Annotated in this window: 12 protein-coding genes and 1 pseudogene; 6 read left to right on the forward strand and 7 right to left on the reverse strand. The window is 61.2% G+C overall.

What is annotated here, in order from left to right:
- The coding region (locus NKH41_RS25680; RefSeq protein WP_352934548.1) for a hypothetical protein at positions 1-313 on the reverse strand (313 nt) is incomplete at its 3' end.
- Positions 314-1,471: 1,158 nt separating this feature from the next.
- Between NKH41_RS25680 and NKH41_RS25685 the strand changes: the two genes are divergently transcribed.
- Both NKH41_RS25685 and NKH41_RS25690 read left to right on the forward strand, forming a co-directional pair.
- Positions 1,472-3,217, forward strand: a complete 1,746-nt coding sequence (locus NKH41_RS25685) for an adenylate/guanylate cyclase domain-containing protein (protein WP_352773068.1) — start codon at positions 1,472-1,474, stop codon at positions 3,215-3,217.
- 728 nt (positions 3,218-3,945) lie between these two features.
- Positions 3,946-4,520 (forward strand): annotated as a pseudogene (locus tag NKH41_RS25690) (dienelactone hydrolase family protein).
- A 359-nt stretch (positions 4,521-4,879) separates the two neighbouring features.
- Here the strand turns inward: NKH41_RS25690 and NKH41_RS25695 are convergent.
- On the reverse strand, positions 4,880-5,260 hold the full coding sequence (locus NKH41_RS25695) for a hypothetical protein (RefSeq protein ID WP_352618720.1): 381 nt from the start codon (positions 5,258-5,260) through the stop codon (positions 4,880-4,882).
- Between the two features lie 184 nt (positions 5,261-5,444).
- Between NKH41_RS25695 and NKH41_RS25700 the strand changes: the two genes are divergently transcribed.
- Positions 5,445-6,887 (forward strand): LuxR C-terminal-related transcriptional regulator, encoded by a 1,443-nt coding sequence (locus tag NKH41_RS25700; RefSeq protein ID WP_352618722.1) that lies wholly within the window; start codon positions 5,445-5,447, stop codon positions 6,885-6,887.
- A gap of 57 nt (positions 6,888-6,944) precedes the next feature.
- The gene (locus NKH41_RS25705; RefSeq protein ID WP_352773070.1) at positions 6,945-7,301 is read left to right on the forward strand and encodes a hypothetical protein; all 357 of its coding nucleotides are present in this window, start codon (positions 6,945-6,947) and stop codon (positions 7,299-7,301) included.
- A gap of 466 nt (positions 7,302-7,767) precedes the next feature.
- On the opposite strand, the gene NKH41_RS25710 is transcribed toward NKH41_RS25705, so the two are convergent.
- Positions 7,768-7,920: a DUF1330 domain-containing protein gene (locus NKH41_RS25710; RefSeq protein ID WP_352618725.1), complete on the reverse strand. Its 153-nt coding sequence runs from the start codon at positions 7,918-7,920 to the stop codon at positions 7,768-7,770.
- A 345-nt stretch (positions 7,921-8,265) separates the two neighbouring features.
- Between NKH41_RS25710 and NKH41_RS25715 the strand changes: the two genes are divergently transcribed.
- Entirely contained in the window at positions 8,266-8,802 is a 537-nt protein-coding gene (locus NKH41_RS25715; protein WP_352663153.1) for an ankyrin repeat domain-containing protein, read from the forward strand.
- A 27-nt stretch (positions 8,803-8,829) separates the two neighbouring features.
- Positions 8,830-9,342, forward strand: a complete 513-nt coding sequence (locus tag NKH41_RS25720; RefSeq protein ID WP_352540684.1) for a YHS domain-containing (seleno)protein — start codon at positions 8,830-8,832, stop codon at positions 9,340-9,342.
- Between the two features lie 42 nt (positions 9,343-9,384).
- Here the strand turns inward: NKH41_RS25720 and NKH41_RS25725 are convergent, their stop codons facing one another.
- The 4 genes from NKH41_RS25725 to NKH41_RS25740 all read right to left on the reverse strand — a co-directional run bounded on the left by NKH41_RS25725 (position 9,385) and on the right by NKH41_RS25740 (position 19,098).
- Positions 9,385-11,604: an adenylate/guanylate cyclase domain-containing protein gene (locus tag NKH41_RS25725; RefSeq protein WP_352780525.1), complete on the reverse strand. Its 2,220-nt coding sequence runs from the start codon at positions 11,602-11,604 to the stop codon at positions 9,385-9,387.
- A gap of 754 nt (positions 11,605-12,358) precedes the next feature.
- Positions 12,359-16,876, reverse strand: coding sequence for an nSTAND1 domain-containing NTPase (locus NKH41_RS25730; RefSeq protein WP_352780523.1), 4,518 nt, complete (start codon positions 16,874-16,876; stop codon positions 12,359-12,361).
- A 592-nt stretch (positions 16,877-17,468) separates the two neighbouring features.
- Entirely contained in the window at positions 17,469-17,858 is a 390-nt protein-coding gene (locus NKH41_RS25735; protein ID WP_352773079.1) for a hypothetical protein, read from the reverse strand.
- A gap of 298 nt (positions 17,859-18,156) precedes the next feature.
- Entirely contained in the window at positions 18,157-19,098 is a 942-nt protein-coding gene (locus NKH41_RS25740) for a hypothetical protein (protein ID WP_352780519.1), read from the reverse strand.
- Between the last annotated feature and the right edge of the window lie 179 nt (positions 19,099-19,277).

Here is a 19,277-nt window from a genome sequence, read left to right on the forward strand (position 1 = left end):
GAAGCGGCGCCGTGGACAGCGCAACAGCACGTCCGGCGATATCATCGCGGCCGTCCGCCAACTGGTGCTCATCGCCAATGATGATCTGATTGCTGGCATCCTCAACCGCAATGGACTGGTGACCGGCCACGGCAATCGATGGACACGCGAACGGGTCACCGCGCACAGGTCGCATCATAAGATCCCTGTCTTCCGGCCAGCGGCGGACGGCAAAGAGCCATGGCTTAACCTGAACAAGGCGGCGCGCCTTCTCGGCGTTGCACCGAAGACCCTCAGGCTCGCCGCCGAGGCGGGCGAGATCGAAGGCGTTCATCCTCTGCCGGATGGTCCATGGGTCTTCAGCCGATCAACGCTTGGCGAACCTGCGGCACAGCGCATCGTTCATCGCGCGCGGCAAAACCCAAAATACCCCACGGGATCGCATCCAGATCAGCAAAACCTATTCACTTCAACGACATAGACAGATGGGTGTTATGAAACAGGATTGTAGTCGGCGCGTCACAGGGCGATGGCGACGCGTGCCTGAGCCAGCGACTGGTGTGACGAGGGTATCGGCGAGAACGTGGAAGGTCGGTTAGCCACAGCTTTGTGGCGGCGACCTCACGTGCCGATCGTTGATTGAGGATTTTGGTGATTGCGGGCGGATGTCCTAAGGCTCCTAGGTCATCATCGTCCGTGGCAACTTCGCGAAGCGGCTTGTAAAACATGCCCAGTGCTCTTTTGCCGCGCGTTGGATAGTCCTACGCAGCACTTTGGCGAGCGCGCCGCCACGCAGTCAATCGACACACGACGGTCGGGCGAACGCGACACAAAGTGCACTGTCACCGAAATTCCGGAGGACTAACGTCTGCCCTTAGGTCTAGGCTTCGTGATTTCGATTCAACGGCCCGCGAGCGACTAGTTTGAGCAAGCCTCAACGCGGGGCCACTCGATGTCGGCTCCTTGCCGCAATCACGCTGTTCCGACAGGCCGCGCCATGCGGCAAGTTTCTATCCAACCAAGCCGTTTGACCCACGCTGGCAGCTGCCGAGTAGGCGAAGTCCGCATCGCCTCGATCGCGCCACTTTCCGACCTCACCACCTCTAAGCGTGAACGTCTGGTGTGATGCCCGATGCGCACGTTCGTAGGCATCTCACTGTTACATCGCGGTGACAAAAGCACCGCCACGGTGGCGTCAACCGGTTACCAAGGGCAGTAAATATCTCCGGCCTTCTGGGAGTGGCGTGTCAGCGTCCCCAGAGGCTGCGTGGGCGTGTCGCCGGTTGGCTGTTAGCGCGGCGACTGGATCGCTCCACGCCTCGCAAGCGGGATAGCGAAATCTCGTGAAGGCAAGGTCGAGCTGCGTTTTCCGTTCTCTATCGGCGACGGGCGACGGTTGGGAGAGATGGATACCATGCACACGGGGAGTCAGGAAGTTGGCAGGACATGGACGCGGGGCGGCCCGCGTGCAGGCGCTTGGCCGAGCGGTGCAATGACCACGCAGCGCCACCTCGCAGCGATCATGGTGTGCGACGTCGTCGGCTATTCGCGCCTGACGGAGCGCGACGAGCGCGGCACGCTCGAGCGGCTGAAGATCTACCGCAAGGACCTCCTCGCACCGCTGGTCTCTGAGCACCGGGGTCGGATCGTCAAGCTCACCGGCGACGGCATGCTGTGTGAGTTCGCGAGCGTCGTCAACGCGGTGGCCTCGGCGATGGCGATCCAGCAGGCCCTGGCAGAACACGAGGCGGAGATGCCCGAGGAAGAGCGGATTCGCTTCCGCATCGGCGTCAATCTCGGCGACGTGGTCTGCGAGGAGGACGGCGACCTCTACGGCGACGGGGTCAACATCGCAGCCCGCCTCGACAGCATCGCCGACCCCGGCACCGTGGTCGTCTCAGGCACCGCCTACGACCACCTTCAGGGCAAGCTCGACTGCGGCTTCACGCCACTCGGCAATCTGCGCCTCAAGAACATCGAGCGGCCGGTGCGCGCCTACCGCGTCGAGACCGACGCGGGCGCCTCGGTGGCTGCATCGCCTCCGCTGCCCGCGAAACCCTCGATCGCGGTTCTGCCTTTTACCAACATGAGCGGCGATCCCGACCAGGAATACTTCGCCGACGGGCTGGTGGAGGACATCATCACGGGATTGAGCCGGGTGAACTCCTTCTTCGTGATCGCCCGCAACTCGTCCTTCACCTACAAGGGCCGGGCGGTGGACCTGCGCCAGGTCGGGCGCGAGCTGGGCGTCCGCTACGTGCTCGAAGGCAGCATCCGCAGAGCAGGATCGCGGGTGCGCATCAGTGGGCAGTTGGTGGACGCGATCAGCGGACACCATGTCTGGGCCGACCGCTTCGAGGGCGACGTGAGCGACATCTTCGACCTGCAGGACAAGGTGACCGAGAGCGTCGTCGGCGCTGTCGAACCGAGCATCCGGCTGCAGGAGATCAAGCAGGCGCGCATGAAGCCGACCGACTACATCGGTGCCTACGACCTCTACCTTCGTGCGCTGCCGCGCTTCTACAGCATGACGCGCGAAGGCTTCGCCGACGTGCGCCGGCTCACCAACGAGGCGCTCAGCATCGACCCAGACTTCACCCTGGCGAAGGCACTCGGTGCCTATATCCGCAGCCTGTCGGTGAGTCAGTGCTGGCACGAGCCCGACGATATCCGCGTCGCCGTGCGCATGGCCCGCGAGGTGCTGGCGGACGCGCGAGACGACCCGACAAGCTTGCGTTTCGCCGCGCAGGTGATCGCCTACAGCGCCAAGGATTACGAGACGGCGCTGGACACGATCGAAAGGTCCCTGCTCCTCAACCCCAATTCGGCGCAGGGCCATACGGGCAGCGGCTGGGTGAACGCCCATTCCGGCCACGCCCTCGTCGCGATCGAGCACTTCCACAGGGCGATGCGGCTGAGTCCGGTCGACCCCGAGAAGGGCATCGCGCTCTCCGGCATCGGGATGACCTACCTGATGCTCGAACGCTACGAGGAAGCGCTGGCTTGGGGAGAACGAGCGCTGCGCGAGATGCCGAATTACGGCTCCTCGCACCGGGTGGTGATCATGGCGCTGGTCAAACTCAACCGGCCGGACGAAGCGCAGGCGGCGGCGCGGCGGCTGATGGAGGCGTTCCCGACCTACACGCTCGGCCTGCAGAGGCAGATCAACCCGTGGCGGGACAAGGTGTTCGCCGAGCACTACGTCGAAGCGTTGGGTATTGCCGGCGTGCCGGAGTGATCGTCGCGGCTGCAAAGGTGCCCTCTCCTGCGCGTCACGTCCGGCCAGGCGACGCGCCCCTTGATCCCGCGCCGCTTCTGGAAGGATAGTTCTCTGGCCGGCTTGTCCGAGGACCGAGCCCGTAGAGCAGCTGTGAACAGCCGGCGAGCTCTCTGTTGGGTTCGCGTCGAACTTCCGGTTTCCACCATACCGATATTGTTCAAAATAGTCCGCGTCGCGGTCGCCCGTGGCACTTTCGTAGGATGGCGTTTCGTAGAGACCCCAAAATTGAATCCTGATTCCATGCAATGCGCCAGGGTGAACTGGATTCTAAGATCGGTGGCGATTTGCGGTGCGCCGGACTTTTTCAACAGTATCCACCCAGCCAGTCCTTCGCCGTCGATTTCGGTCGTTCGGCAGCTTAGGGTTCTTGAACGAATGGACGCGCTCAAAGCGACTTTCATGGCGCTCATTCAAGCTGCCTTTCGCGCATCGGCCGGAGTCAACCTTGGCGGAAATTCGAACCAAGACACTACCGCCGCGGTGCGTCCGTCTGGCGGACGCGGGTAACGCCGAAGCATTTTCGTCGCCGCCTATCTGTTGGTGTAGATCGGCCCCCGCGTCGTCACGCCGGGAAAAGACGATGCGCCGAGGTTTTGGAAGTTCTTCGATGCACAGCGAAATCGCTTGCAGTTCTGCGAAGCGATTCGCAATTATTGCCGCAATCCACGTCCCACCTGGAGGCTCCCATGGCCGAGGTCCTGCTGTTCGCCACGCACAAGGGTTGACTCCCGGCGTGCGCGCGTTCGCTGACGACCTGCGGGCAGCCGGGTACACCGTGCATACGCCGGACCTGTTCGACGGACGCACATTCCAGAGTATTGACGAGGGTCTCGCCTACATCGGTGAGATCGGGTTCGACGACATGCGGGAGCGCGGCGTCCGCGTCGCCGGCGAACTGACCCCCGAGCTCGTTTACGCCGGATTCTCGTTCGGCGTACTGCCGGCGCAGAAGCTCACACAGACACGATCCGGTGCCTGCGGAGCCCTGCTCTTCCACTCCTGTCTGCCGATTAGCGGCGAGTGGGCCTTCGGACCCTGGCCGGACGGCGTCCCGGTCCAGATCCACGGTATGGATAACGACCCGATCTCCATCGGCGAGGGCGACGCCGCTCGCGAGATCGTGGAGAAGGTCGAGGACGCGGAGCTGTTCCTCTATCCCGGCGACCAGCACTACTTCGCCGACAGCTCGCTCCCCTCCTACGACGCGGCTGCCAGCGCACTGCTCACGCGGCGGGTGCTCGAGTTCCTGGACCGTGTCTAACCATGTCGGCGAGGGCCTTATTGAGTGCGGTCGTCCCGTCCATCGGGAGGAGCAAGGAGCGCCACATGCAGTCATCAAAGGCTGTATTTCAAAATGACCGAATCGGGGCCGCAAGCAGATCGGCAGCTTTCGAGCATCCCGTTGGCAAAAGCAGTCATTCAGCTCACGACCCCAGGCGGATGCTCGTTCGCCCTTGGCCGAATCGCGCCCCTGACCCATTCCAGACATCCGTCGGATCCTAGACCGAACATGTAGCTTGGAACTCAAAGGGAGCCACCGAGCCGATACGACCGGACTAGGAAGCCAATTGACCACAATACTTGCCTGATATGCTGCCCCGGTTGCGCGCTCCAGAACGATCACTCGTCGAGCCAGTATTGGCGGGAACAGCCGAACTGGCGCGACGCGACAGATTGGCGCTTGGCGACAAATGCCGTTGCGGAGAGACTCCGGGGCGAGTTGTTCGCTTTCGCACCAGGCACGATCGTGTAACCCTGATCGACCAGTTGCAATTTCAGCTCCCAGAGATGCCGTTTGAAGCCGTTCTCGATTTGGCTCCGAGGATAGCGCCATCCATTCCTGCACGCTCGGATGAGAATATCGGAATACAATTCCGCACTAACCGCTCTCGTGGCATCTTCGGAAATCAGCTTGCCACCAGATTGCATGCCTTCGGACAAGCATGGTCCAGCCGACAAAGGCAGCACCAGCATTGCGGCAAAGATTGAGGACTTTGTCATGGATACCTCCTGTTACAGAATGGATTGGGGGCTCTGCGACCCTACGAAACCGTATCGACAGGAAAGCCTAGAATTGCTGGCGGTCGGATGGCATCGTGCAAATGCTGTGTTTTCGGGATCGCATCTGTAGTATTTTGCCGTGCCGGGTCGGCCACAACTCGTAGCGGATCGGAGACTTGAAGCGATGCTTCGCGCCGTAAGCAATCCTCTGACCAGTCTGTCGGACCGGGAGCGGGTGGTCGCTGCAAAATTCGCCGAGGGGATGACCTATCGTGAAATCGGCGAGACGCTCTTCATAGCGCCGACTACCGTTCGGACCCATCTGTCGGCCATCTATCGGAAACTCGATATTCGCAACAAAGTGGCGCTTGCAACCTTGCTTGCCAACCAACACGAGCAAGACACGGGCCAGGCACCATCCGGTGGCCTTTCGGTAGAGGGCTCAGGGCCAACAGTCGTTGCGGTTCTCCCTTTCGACAATCTGAGCGCGGACGAAGCATGGAACCGCTTGGCCGATGGCTTGTCGGCGGACATCATGGTCGACCTCGCTCGCTACCCCGACCTTGCGGTCATCGCCCGCCAGACCATGCTCTCGTACAAGGGACGGCGCGATGACGTGCGATCCATCGGGCGGGAACTGAATGCGGATTATCTACTTGAGGGGACCTTGCAGGCGGCAGCGCAGCAGCTGCGGATCTGCGTCCAACTCGTCGACGCGCGCACTGGAGTCGATTTGTGGACGGCCCGCTATGATCGATCTGCGGAAGACCTGTTTGCGATGCAGGACATAGTCACCGAAAACGTCGTCAATGTCCTTGCTAGCTGTTGCGGCAAGCTCGCAAAACTTCGACGTGATGTTGTCCGTCGAAAACACCCCGCCAGCCTTCGTGCCTATGACTACTATCTGCTCGGCGTCGAGCAGCACAATTTGTACACGCACGCTTCGAATGCGGAAGCGGTGCGGCTTCTGACGCGTGCCATCGAGCTGGACCCGGATCTTGCCAGAGCCTGGACAGTCTTGGGGCTGGCGCATGCCGTCGCCGCCATCAATGCGTTTACCAATGACCCTTCCGCCGCAAAGGAGCGCTGGAAACTGTGCCTCGAACGAGCTTTGGCGCTCGACGCGGGTGATACCCATGCGCGCATATGTCTAGCCGAGCTTCGAGCCTTGCAGGGCGATCTCGTTGCCACAGCAAGAGAACATGATCTTGCCTTGGCGGCCGCCCCGCACGATGCCGATACCCTTGCCTTGCTTGCCGGAGGAAAGGCATTCGTGACAGGCGACCCGCAGGAAGGATATGAACTGGCGAAGCGCGCGATCCGTCTCAATCCACATGTTTCCTGGTACTATAGCATGCTGGGCCGGTCGAGCTTCGTTGTAGGTCTCCACAGGGAGTGCCTGACCGCGTTCAGCCAAGCTCCGCCGGACTCGCCTGCAACGCTGCTGTTCCAAGCCATGGCGCACGCCATGCTCGGCGAAACACCTCAGGCAATAAAGATTGCCAACCGGTTGGCGAGAGAATTTCCAGACATTTCGGCCGAAGGATTTATCGGCTCCTATCCAGTCACCAGTCCTCCTGCAATTGCCGCGATCCGGGAGGGCGCCCGCCGCGCGGGGCTGGCCTAGCTTCAATTGAGATACCATTGCGGAGCCCTCGGCGCGACCAAGCGAGTCTTAGCGACAATGTTGATTGCCTATGGCGTCGTAGACGCTGTCGGCTACGCGCAGGCGCAGTATCCGCTCACCATCATTGCACCAGTCTCTGGTCAAACTGTTGATGGGACGCTCTCCTTTTCCGGGACGGCTTCCGTCAACAGCATTACACGGCTCGGAACCATTAGCGGACAGACCAATGCCGGGGTCGAATGCCGAGGGACGGCTACCGTCAATATTGCGTTCTCGCATGGAGAAGGAACGATCGTTTGCGGGCAACTCTCGTCCCGGTTCGTGTTCTCGCTGACCAGCAGACAACCCCCGGCTGGCACAGGAACGGGAACCCTTTCCGACGGGCGCAAGGTCATGTTGAGAATAGGACAATGACCACAATCGACAGCCCTTCTGTCGAGAAGTGGCGAGCTGAAAACATTGATGTACGTGGGCTCGACTATTAGTCTTGCCAAAGCCGATGGAAGCCGAGTCGGTCGATGACTTCGGACGCGGAAAACGGGAGCCTGCGAGGGCCCCGTCGTAGCGGATTAATGGGTGGGCAACGCCGTCTCACGGCGCACGTTGCTTTCGCCCGTTCGGCCCAGTGGCCGAGCAGCGTTGACTGCGGATCATCGCACGGATGGATTGGAATGACTAGAACGAGGCCGACAGCGGAATGGCGGCTTCTGGCGTCCGAAGAATGATAGCGGACGTTCAGCCGGGTGGGACCAAGATCTGAAGCCGCTCCGCCTCAATCATAAAGCGGCCGAATTCAGCCTGTAAAAGCTGCTTGGAAAGTTTGGTTCTGACTATTTGGCGATCTCCGTTGAAGGGGTTAGCCGCAACAAAGGATTAAGCGCTAATCTGCCCCATCAACAATGATGGCATTGCAAGTCATGCTCTGCAGGCGAAGCGGTAGGATTGCCTGATAGCCCGGCGACCCATACCAGGCTTCGGCAGCCGACCGAGAAGGAATATGGCTGTGTCCGCGATCTGGCGCTTCCGGCAGCACGATATGATCGGCATGGCCGCCTACCTGCTGATGGCCATTCTAGCGGTCGTGGTGCTGGTGCCCGGATAGCCCGCTGCCGGGGGTGACACAGGGCGCCTCGCGCGACTTCGACTCGCGCATAAGCCGGACACCCTATGGCTCCGCTGCGCCAAATGTATTAGACTGATCTCATATACGTCCATCCGCGGGCGAGCGCGCCCGGAGGGTTAGACGATGACGGTCTACAGGCGATTGTTGCTGGCGAGGGCCTTCCCGATCCGGGTCAGGCTTTTCGAAACCGGTTGGCTTCGGCTTGTCAGTCGGGCTCTGGTCGTTGCTTTCATTTCTTGGTTTGCCGTCGGTGCGGTGACGGCCGGGCCGCTCAACGACGCTGCTCGGGAGGGCGACGCCGGAAAGGTTGCCGAACTCCTGGCACAAGGCGCCAATGTGAACGATCGCGACGAGAGCCGTCAGACCCCGCTGATCGATGCGGCGCTTGCCGGCAAGACCGAGGTCGCCATTGCGTTGATCGGGGCCAAGGCGGACATCGAAGCCCGCAACGATCGCGGCTTCACCGCGCTACATGCGGCAGCCTACTCAGGAAGCCTGGACATCGCAAAATTGCTGCTCGACCACGGGGCCGAGGTCGACGCGTTGAGCACGCACAAGATCACGCCGCTGCATGTGGCAGCAGAAGAGAACCAGACGGCCATCGCGGAGCTGTTGATCTCGCACGGCGCACAGGTCGAGGCAATCCAGGAATACGGGTACACGCCTCTCAGCCGCGCGACATTCTATCAGAGCACCGACGTGATGGTTTTGCTCAAGAAGCACGGCGCAAAATGCCAACCCAAGGAAACGATGGGGTCGTCGTACAAGGTGTGCATCGCCCTCGGCAACTGACATCGAGAAAGGCTACTGGAGGAGAACATGACAGAGAACCGTTCCAGAACGTTTGACAGTTTGCTATGCGCGGGAGTAGCCGCCGCCTCCCTCCTCCTCTTCGGCACCGGTGGATCCCACGCCGGCGACGGAGTGAACACCGGATACTTCGGCAATGTCGCCATCCTGGGTTATGATCCGGTAGCATATTTCACCGACGGTCGCGCGACGATGGGTTCGCCCAAGATCTCGAGGAAGTGGCTCGGAGCAACGTGGTACTTCGCCAGCGTCCAACACCGGGATGCCTTTGTTTCCGAGCCGGTGCGCTATGCCCCTCAGTTCGGCGGCTTCTGCACCGGGGGAATGTCAGTTAAGGAGGCATCCGCGAACCTTGACCCGGAAGCCTTCCGCATCGTCAATGGCAAGCTCTTCCTGTTCTCCGGAAAGGAGGGCCTGGAGGAAGACTTCGATGCCAACCCGGCGCCTGTCATTGCGAAAGGGGAAGCCGAATGGCCCGCAGTGGAGGCGAAGGAATTCGAGGCTAGAGCGGCCGCCAACTAGCTCCGGCGCGATGTCGTGAGCCCGCAAGTTGAATGGCGCCCGTCACGGAGACACCGAGAAATACCAGACTGTGACGGAGTCCGGCCAAGCGTACTCGTCCTGCGTATCGCTGCTCCCTTGGGGATTGCGATAGACCGGGGCGCAGAACTTGCGGCCGAGCAAGGTCGCGGTGGATTGCGTGCAGAAGAGGTCGCCATCCACGCTGGACGTGCCGGTGATGATGCTGCTTTGCGAGCTCAGTGCGACATCTCCATTTGCACTCAGCTCCATGACGAACGCTGCGCCATTGTGTTGATGTCCTACCCATGTCCGATCGCCCGTTAGGGCTCGGATCGCGGCGCCGCCCAGGCGGTCCTCCTCCCGCCCGCGAAAATCGAAGCTCCGCTCGGGAATCCCCGCGGCGCGAAGGGCGCCCAGCCGGTGATCGAGGTCCTCTTGCCGCCGATGGTGGGCGTAAACGACACGATAACCAGCGAGGTTCTGTTCGGGTATCTCTTTCAGGATTGCTGCAGCCGCATCGTGCGCCTCGGCCATGCGGCCAAGCCGCGCATTTGCCATGGCCAGCGTTTCGAGACCAAGGTCGCTGCGCTCTCCCGGCTGGACCTTGCTCAGCGCCTGCAAAGCCTTCTCGTACTGATGGTTCATGTAGAGCACGAAGCCGTAATAGTCGAAGACCTGAGCGCGCGGCTTGGGATCGAGCCGCAACACGCGTTCCATCGCTGCCAGCGCCTCCAGGTTCTGTCCTGCGTAGGTCAGCACGATCGCCCGATTGAGCTCCGCCTCCGCGCCGTTCGGGTCCAGCGCGACGGCTTTCTGGACCGACGCGATCGCCTGGTCCCATTCGCCGTCCAGCATCTGCAGGATGCCGAGCACGGCATAGGCGCGCGCAGATTGCGGATTGAGCTCCAGCGCCCGCCCTGCCGCTTCGTAGGAGCGCTGGCGAGCGACGGCGCTGAGCATGAGCACCTGGTAGTCGAAGCCGAGCACGTCCACCGTGGCGCGGGCATAGCCCGAGTAAGCATCTGCAAACGTAGGATCGAGCTTGATCGCCTTTTGATACAGGGACAGGGTCTCTCCGAGAGACCTGTTGTCGACCACATAAACCTTCTGCTCGGCTCGGGTGTAGAAATCGTATGCCTCCAGGCTTCGCGTGGGGAGGCGAGCAATCTGCGCTCGTTCGCCTTCCGTCAGACGCACCGAAAGTGCCTCAACGATACGCCCGATCACTTCGTCTTGAAGTGCAAATATCCTGGAGTAGTCGCGGTCGTATCGCTCGGCCCAGATGTTGCTCCCCGTTTGGGCATCGATGAGCTGGACATTGATGCGGACTAGATCTTCCTCCCGCCGGACGCTGCCCTCGACCACGTAACGGACGTTCAACTGCGCAGCGATCTCGTCGACGTCGAGGGATCGATCCTTGAAGGAGAACGCGGAGTTGCGTGCGATGACGAGGAGCCCCGAGATCTTCGAGAGATCGGTGATGAGATCGTCTGCGAGCCCTTCCGCAAAATAATCCTGGCCTGCCTTCTCGCTAAGATCGGTAAACGGTAGCACGGCGATGGAGGGCTTGCCGACCGACGAACCGACCGGGGTGGAACCATGACCGGGCAGCAGGGCAATCGCTTGCGGCCAGAGAATCACCGCAATCCCCGCTATCAGAGCCAGAACGAGCACCGTGGCGCCGATCACAGGCCATCGCCGAGAGCGCGACTTATTGGCTCCTGCGGTCGGTTCCAGCAGAACCCGATAGGCGCGGACCCGCTCTGGAATGTTCTTGAGACGCTGTTCGCCGAGTGACTTGAAGGTCAGGCCGAGCTTGTTGTGAGCCTGATCGTAGGCCGTTCCCGAGATGACGATGCCGCCAGGATCGCTCAGTCCTTCCAGCCGGGCCGCGATGTTGACGCCGTCGCCGTAGAAGTCGTCCTTGTCGGGGATCACGTCACCAAGGTTGATCCCGATGCGGAACACGATCCGGGTATCTTCGGGAAGACCGAGGTTCTGCTGCGCGGTGACCCGTTGGATTTCGACGGCGCAGGCTACCGCATCGACGACGCTCTCGAACGCGACCAGAGCACCGTCGCCCATGAGCTTGACGATGCGGCCATGGTACCCTTCGATCGACGGTTCGATGAGTTCGCGCCGGAGCGCCTTGAGCCGCGAGAGGGTGCCCGTCTCGTCCAGCCCCATCAGCCGGCTGTACCCCACCACGTCGGCGGCGAGGATAGCGACCAGCTTCCGTTCGAGATGTTGAACCTGTTCCACTGGGCATGACTATAGGGAAAGCTCCATGGCAAGACCATATGCGCGGCCAAGGAGCCGGAACCTGGGATGCTGCATGTCGAGCACTGAAGTCTTTGAAACCGCCCAGTGCGGGAAACCTTTGCGCCAAATCGTGTACCACACAGGTTTTGTGCGGCATTGCAGGGATCGCGAACGCGGATCCGATATCGCCGATCTCAAGCAGGCCCGCGTCAGACCGCTGATCCTGCGGCGGATTGATCCGCTAGACGCCTGCCAGTATTGGGAAGACCCTCACCCTGGCATACAGCTCGTTGGTCAGGATGCCGTATCGCGCCGCAGTGGAGCCAGAGCTGTCTTGCCAGCGGCAAGGCCCGCAGCGGGTCCGAGAGCGAAATGGCGGCTTCGGTCTGCGAATCTTCAGGAGCGGACATTCAGGTTGGTGTAGGCACGTCCTGGCGTGACCCAATTGGGACATCCTGCCCATTTTTGAGCAGCGCCTATCACACTGCTTCCTTTGGCTGCCTATGCCTCTGCTAATGTGCAGACAGCGGTTAGCTAGAATGGTCGCCTGCGTTCCAAGTTCGATATGCCGTGTACCTTTCAGCGGGTTGCGCATCTTGGTAACTCTCTCTTGATGCGAACAAGTCTGAAGGAGATCCGATCAGATGGTTCTGGCCATGGCTGATGACCAGATCCGACACGGCCTGCGCTGGTCGTCTGGGAACACGCGCGCCGGCCTGAGCGTGGCCGTGTTCTCCTTTGCGAGTGTTTGTCGCTATCCTGGGCAGTCGGGAACGTCGCTCCCGCCGGGCAAGAAGAAGCGCCGGCGCTCGCATGGTGTGAGCTGGCGCGGCACGACGGTTTTTGCATAGTCGATGAGATCGTTGGATGTCGGAAACGCTCGGATTATGCGCACCCGTTCATCGCCTGAAACGACGGCGATCGCCGTGCCCTTCGAATTCATCGCGGCGCGGGTCACCTTCGGTCGATTGAGCTTATCCTGACGCTCGGAAATCGTTGCTATCTCACGGCCAGACGCCGTAGCCCAAACCCTGACTGTCCGATCCTGCGATGATGTCGTAACGATATAGATGCCGTTCGGACTGAATCGCGCGCTCTCTACGGCGCCTCGGTGGCCTTTGAGGACTGCCTTTCTGGTTCCATCAGCAACGTTCCAGATGCGGGCGGTGCTGTCACGCGAGGCAGTCAACAACGACTGACCGTCAGGGCTGAAAGCCACATCAGTCAGGGGTTCGTCATGCCCCTGTAGCACCTGGACAGTACTTCCATCCTTAAGCGACCAAATGCGCGCGGTCTGGTCCAGCGAACCGGTTGCGACGAGCAAACCATTCTGACTGAAGGCGGCACTGGTAATGCCGTTCCGATGCCCCACGAAAGTGCGAACCTCGGTCCCATCGGTCCGCAACAGATGCACAATATTGTCGCTGGTCGCTGTGAGAACGAGCCGCCCATCAGGGCTAAAGACAGCATTCGGCAAAGTGGCACTCGTTTTGAGGGTGGCCGTCTCGCCATCGCTGCCCCACAGCTGTGCCACCCCTGCAAGCGATGCGCATCCAACGAGCTTTCCATCGGGGCTGAACTGAACACTCGCGACCGCGGCGCGTCCCATTTCGAGCCGCCTGAGTTGCCGCCCGCTGTCAACGTCCCAAATCAGAATCTCGCCGCTGAGGGTCGCAGTGGCGAGGCGATGGCCATCCGGACTGAACGCCGTCGCCTGAAGCGGCTCATGCGTTTCAAGCTCAGCCGTCTCATGGGCGCCGGCGACATCCCACAGATGCGCGAGGCTGTCTCCGCCTCCGGTAACAAGGTGTATGTTGTCGGGGCTGAAGACAGCAAAGTTGGGGGAATACTTGTGAAGCAGCTCATCTGTGAGAATCCCGTCGATGTCCCAGAGCCGAGCCGTACCATCGTGCGACGCCGTGAGTAAGGTGTTGTCGACGGGGCTAAACTCAACATGCTCTACCAAGGCATGGTGGCCGCTCAAAGAAGTAAGAAGCGAAGCGTTCTCCACGTCCCAAACACGCACCCCACCGTCCATTGATGCGGTAGCCAGGAGCTTGTCGTCATGACTGAATGCGCTGTTCACTTCCTGATCATTCGTGTGCGGCGTAACATCCGTCAATCTTAGCCCAGGTGTCTCTTCTCCAAGCACATTGCGCAACTTCCCGGTTACGCCATCCCAGAGCCGTGCGGTGCCATCGATCGACACCGTCGTGGCGAGGCGGCCGTCGTGGCTGAAGGTCCCGCTGTGGGTGTCGCTCTTGTGACCGCCGAGAGCAGCAATCTCGGTGCCCTTCGTTACGTCCCAAAGGCCTGAAGTTTCAGCGTACGTATAAGGCGACCACGAAGTCACGAGGAGCCTGTTCCCGTTCGGACTAAAAACGACCTCATCTGGCCAGTTTGGAATTCGCCAGTTTTTGATCTGCTCTCCGGTCTCGGTAATCCAGATCCCAACAGTGCGACTATTACCTTGTCCGGCCGCGAAGCTGTACCCATCGGGACTGAAGTCCGCGAACGACGTTCCACCACCCTTCAAGGTCAGGATATTCGCACCGTTTCTAGCATCCCAGATCGACATGGCATGGTTGTTGTCGTCAGATGCAGTGAGCACTCGCGTGCCGTCTGGGCTGAACTTGGCAGTTGGAAAGCCACCGGGCTGCTGAACAACAAAAAGCTGCGCTCCCGACTTGGCATCCCATACGCGCACCGTGCTGTCACGAGCGGCAGTAACGACGCGGTTTCCGTCGGGGCTAAAAGAAGCTCTTTCGAGGGCCCCTTCGTGCCCCTTCAAAACGGCTATTGCCGACCCGTCCGACACGTTCCAGATGCGAGCGGTCTTATCGTAGGATGCCGTAACAATGCGATCGCCCTTTGGGCTGAAGGCGACCCAGGTTGCACCAGCATCATGGCGAAATATCCTGAGTTGACGGTGCGCCAGCAGAGCGTTGTAGAGAGCAGCCTCGGCTTCGACCAGGCGTTGTCCGGGTGGAGTGTCTTTCGGCCGCAACGCCTCCAGCGCAAGAAGGATGGCGGCCTCGATGTCGCCGCTCGCCGCGGTCTGCTGCGAGAGAAATGCCAGGGCAAGGGACTGACTGCGGAGGGCCTCGTCACGTGCCTCGATGGCCTTCTGCCGCGCCTCCAGCGCCTGCCCCTCTGCGGTTCTCGCCTGGTCCGCGCTGTTTTTTGCCTCGACGGCTTGCCGCTCCGCCTCGCGCTGTCCGAGGAACCCTGCGACAGCACCGACGCCTGCGATTGCCGCGAGTAGAATTGCAGCGACCGCCGCGTAGCGTGTTCGGCGGGCAAGCAGTGTCGCAGCAGCAGCTTCGGCCTCCATTCGCGCTCGTTCTGCGTTCTGCTCTCTTTTGACGTTCTCCCTAACCGCGAGCGAGGACGCCTGAATATAGTCCGCGGTAGGGCCGTCGATTTCATCTCGCCTCGACAAAAGCAGTTCCTCTGCCTCGACGAGTCGCTTGCCCGCAGGGAGCAAAAGATCCGGGTTCCTCTTGTCGGAATGCCATCGCCGGCCATCCGTCTGGACGCGGGCGCGGGTTTCAAGGAACTCCCTATTGGCATTGACGAGGTTCAGTGCCCTCGGCCAGCGGGTCAATAGGGACTCGTGTGCGACGCGAACGACGGCACGTCCCTCCGCATCCTCGTCGCTGACCAGCAGCCGGGCGGCGATCAATGCGTCGACCAGCTCCGCTTGGGCGGGCGTGCCCGCGACGTCGGTTGCCAGAGCCGGGACCGCAGCTATTGACTCGTCGCCGAGGCGCACTGTGGTCAGAGATCTGAGAACCGCCGGCAGCGTGTCCTGCACATGTGCCGGAAGTGCATCGGCCACTTCGTCGGCGCGCCGAGCGATCGCACCTTCGAGGCCACCCAGCGCACGATAGGCGGCAAAAGTGAGGATCCGCCGATCCCGACAAGCATCGTGCAGCGCATCGAGCACGAACTCGAGAAGCGGCAGCGATTCCGGATCGGCCCCCGCAGCTGCCTGGAGCACATCATCGAGACGGCCTTGGTCGGCTGTCTCCTCGAAGCGAAGACCCGCAGCTCGCGCTGGCTCGCGGATGATCTGCGCAATCTCCGCACCGGTCGGCGGCAGTAGCTCGTAACTGCCCAAGCCGTCCTTGAGGGCCGAAAAGCCCGCAACTTCGCCGCAGCGGTGAAAGAAGTCAGCCCGAATTGTCGCGATCACCCATACAAGGCCACTAGTGGCGAGCGAAGCGAGCAGCCGAATGAATGCCTCGCGCGCCGGCCCCGTTTGTGTAGTGAACAACTCCTCCATCTGGTCTACAGCGAGGACCAAGCGTGCTTGCGCGGCGGAGACGTTCGCAGCAGCGGCGGCTTTGGCAAGCGCGGCGCGGATCAGCGCCGGAACTCGGTCGGGCGCGCCGCGAATGAGCTCCGCCAGCTCGGCGGCTGTTCTCTCGTTCGCGAGCTCTGGCAGGGCACTTTCTTGAAGGAGTCCAGCGACGAAAGATGCGATCGTGTCAGATCCCTCCGACGGCCGGATGAGGCAGCGGCGCCAAAGCACGATCCCGGCAGTCGCGCCGGGCCGCAAGATGGCGGGAAGCAGTCCAGCGCGAAGCAGGGAGGATTTGCCCGAGCCGCTCATGCCATAGATTAGAAGGAACGCTCTGCCACTCGCGACTAGCTGTTCCACCCTGTCGACACAGGTGGCAATCGGACGCGCACGACCGAAGAAGATATCAGCATGGTCGAAATCAAAGACGTCCAGTCCGCGGAATGGCGACCTGGCCTGATCCTCCGAGGCGAGCGGAACGCGATAGACTCGTACCGGGCGGGCTATGTTCTTTACCCTGTGCTCGCCCATGTCGAGAAAATCGAGCGAGAGCCGGTCGCGGACATGCGTATGAATTGGCTCGGAGACATAGATACCCCCTGGCGGCGCGAGCGCCTCCAGGCGTGCGGCGACGTTTACGCCGTCGCCCATCAGATTGTCGCCGTCGGCAAGGACGTCCCCGAGATTGATACCTATGCGAAACAGCATGCGTTCCCGCTCGGGCAAGCCCGAGTTTCGGTGGTGGATTGCCAACTGGATCTCGGTGGCGCTCCGCACCGCTTCCACTGGGCTCGCGAACTCGGCGATGACGCTGTCGCCGGCGCTCCCGAAAATTCGGCCACCGTGCTCAGCAATCAGCCCGTCGATGATCTCACGGTGGGCCTTCAGCGCCGCAAGCGTAGCCTCCTCATCCTTGCCCATAAGCCGGCTATAGCCGACCACGTCGGCTGCAAGGATGGCAGCCATTCTTCTCTGAACGCGGTCCACTACCACTGCCGCTCTCCGTCGGACATCTTGGGCCCACTCTAGGCTACAAAACAGCAAATAGGGAGTGCTAGGAAGTTTGAGGCTGAGTGCCCAGTCCTGCCCGGAATCTAGGTATCGGTGTCGCTTCCGGCCGAATGCGGTCATTCGCTCTGCTGCAGCCGAACTGCTGCTTCCCGTTCGACCGCGACCGCCAGGTCGCCGGCGAAGTCGCCGGCCATATGACCGAATGGCGGCTTTTAGCAGCAAAGAATTTCGCACGAATGACGGAATGGGCGCGCGATCCGGCCTGTCGCGAACGCGAACTTTTGATCCCAAAGCCGCCATTTGGAAGCGAACCTACCCATAGACGGCCACTTCTGGCGCGAACATGACCTCCAGCATTGTCACCCCCGATGTCCACTTCCGGGCGGAGGCACCGAAGGCGAAGCGTTGAGGCGGTCATTTAGTGCATCATCACCTTGCGTCGGTCGAAACCGTTGCGTTGCGCTCATCGTGGCGCGATCAGCGGGCAGAAAGGTCCGCAAGCAGTTTTGGTTCGGAATGGAATATCGCCGGCAGGTCCGGGGTGGTCTTATTTGACGGTCGAAAACTCAAAACGATCGAAACGGAAGACTGCCGTATACTCGTTGCGTCGCTCCGGCGTCCCGGCAGGATTGCGGAAGATCGCACCGCAGGTTGTCTGATCTTTCGGAATGGCGTCGCACAGGAAGTTCTGCTGCACCCAACTGGTTCCTTTATCTATCCATGCGCCTCCCCCGCGCAGCTCACGACCGAGGATGAGCGACCTGATCTCCGAACCGGTAAGCCGGTCCTTCGCATCCAGATTGACCTCTTCCGGCAACTCCGGCAACCCGGCCTTGTCCAGGCCGTCCAGCAGACGCCCGATGTCAGCCGAGTTCTTGAACACAAAATACCTCTGCGTGACCAGCTGATTTGCCCCTCCATCCTTTCGCTCCAACATGACGTTCCTGAGCCTGTCCCTATAGGCCGCGACCTGGTCACCGCGCCCGAGATGTGCGTAGGCCGAAACCAACACCTGCAGGCCATAGAATTTCGGCGATGGATCAGGCGATTGGAGATCGATCCTTTCAAGGTAGTCGACAGCTTCCTCGAACGACCCTGGCCAAATGCAGCCAGCCCAGCCTGGTAGTGCCGATGGTCATTGCCGCCTGGGCCTACACGGTCGGCTGCGACGAGATAGTTGCGCGCCTCGTTCGGCCTGCCATTGAAATTCATGGCCTCTGCCAGCCCGACATAGTTCAGGGGATCGCTCGGGTCGAGCGCCACTGCCTTGAACATAACCGCAACTGCCTCGTCGGACCGGTGCTCGCGAACCAGCAAACTGGCGACGAGCTGATGTAGGACGGCGAAGGATGCTTGGCCGCCTCCCCCAGGTACTTGTAGGCGTTGTACAGCGCACCGATATCCGAAACGGTTAAAGCTTTGATCCGCGGCCCGTCCATGTCCCAATAGGCCCACGCGAGCGAGGCTGCCACTGCGCCGAAATCCGGATCGAGTTCCAGCGCCTGCTGGAAAAACCTCACCGCCTGCGCAAACTCGTCTGGAGCCTTGCAACGATTGTAGATTTCCATGCCCTGGAGGTAAGCTTCGTAGGCTGCAGGATTGCGCGTGCCGCCCGCGACATCTGCCTTGCCTTGAACGCTGACGAGACGGAGCTTGAGCGCGCCTGCGATGCTGACGACGACCTTGTCCTGCAGCGCAAACACATCCGTCCATTGGCCGTCGAAACGTTCTGCCCAGAGATGACCGGTGGTCGAGCCGTCGATCAATTGCGCGTTGATACGCATGTCGTCGCCGACCCGGCGTATCGAGCCCTCCAGAATGCACCGGACACCAAGCGCTGCGGCGACCTCAGCGGGTTTGGTCTCCTTGTGCTTGTAGGTGGAAGCCGCGTTTCGCGATACGACGAACAGGCCGGGCACCCGTGCAAGTTCTGTGGTCAGGTCCTCGGTGAAATCGTCAGCCAGATAACCTTGCGCCTTGTCGTCGCTGAGATGGTCAAATGGAAGTACGACGAGGGATGGCCGGGGATCGGCTTTCGCATTGGCTGTCAGAGCGGCGGGCCGAAGCGGTGGCTCCCAGGGTCTCCACCACGCTGCTGCAAGCCCGACTGCGACAACAAGGACCCCAATGGCGACGGCCAGATTGCGCCTGAAACGTGGGTGTCGATTGACAGCCATGGGCTTTCCCGCCACCGCGGGATCGAGCAGCACCCGTCCGTCGCCGGTGTCTCGGGATCGTCCTCAAGCTATGGGATGCATAAGCTCTTCTCCAAGTACCGTAGTGAGGGGATACGCGGTTGCGAATGGTCCCTCGCGTGAGAACCGTGTCTCGCTACATCACTGCGCCGTCGCCATGG

The organism is Mesorhizobium sp. M1169 (genome assembly GCF_040318345.1).
GTDB lineage: Bacteria > Pseudomonadota > Alphaproteobacteria > Rhizobiales > Rhizobiaceae > Mesorhizobium.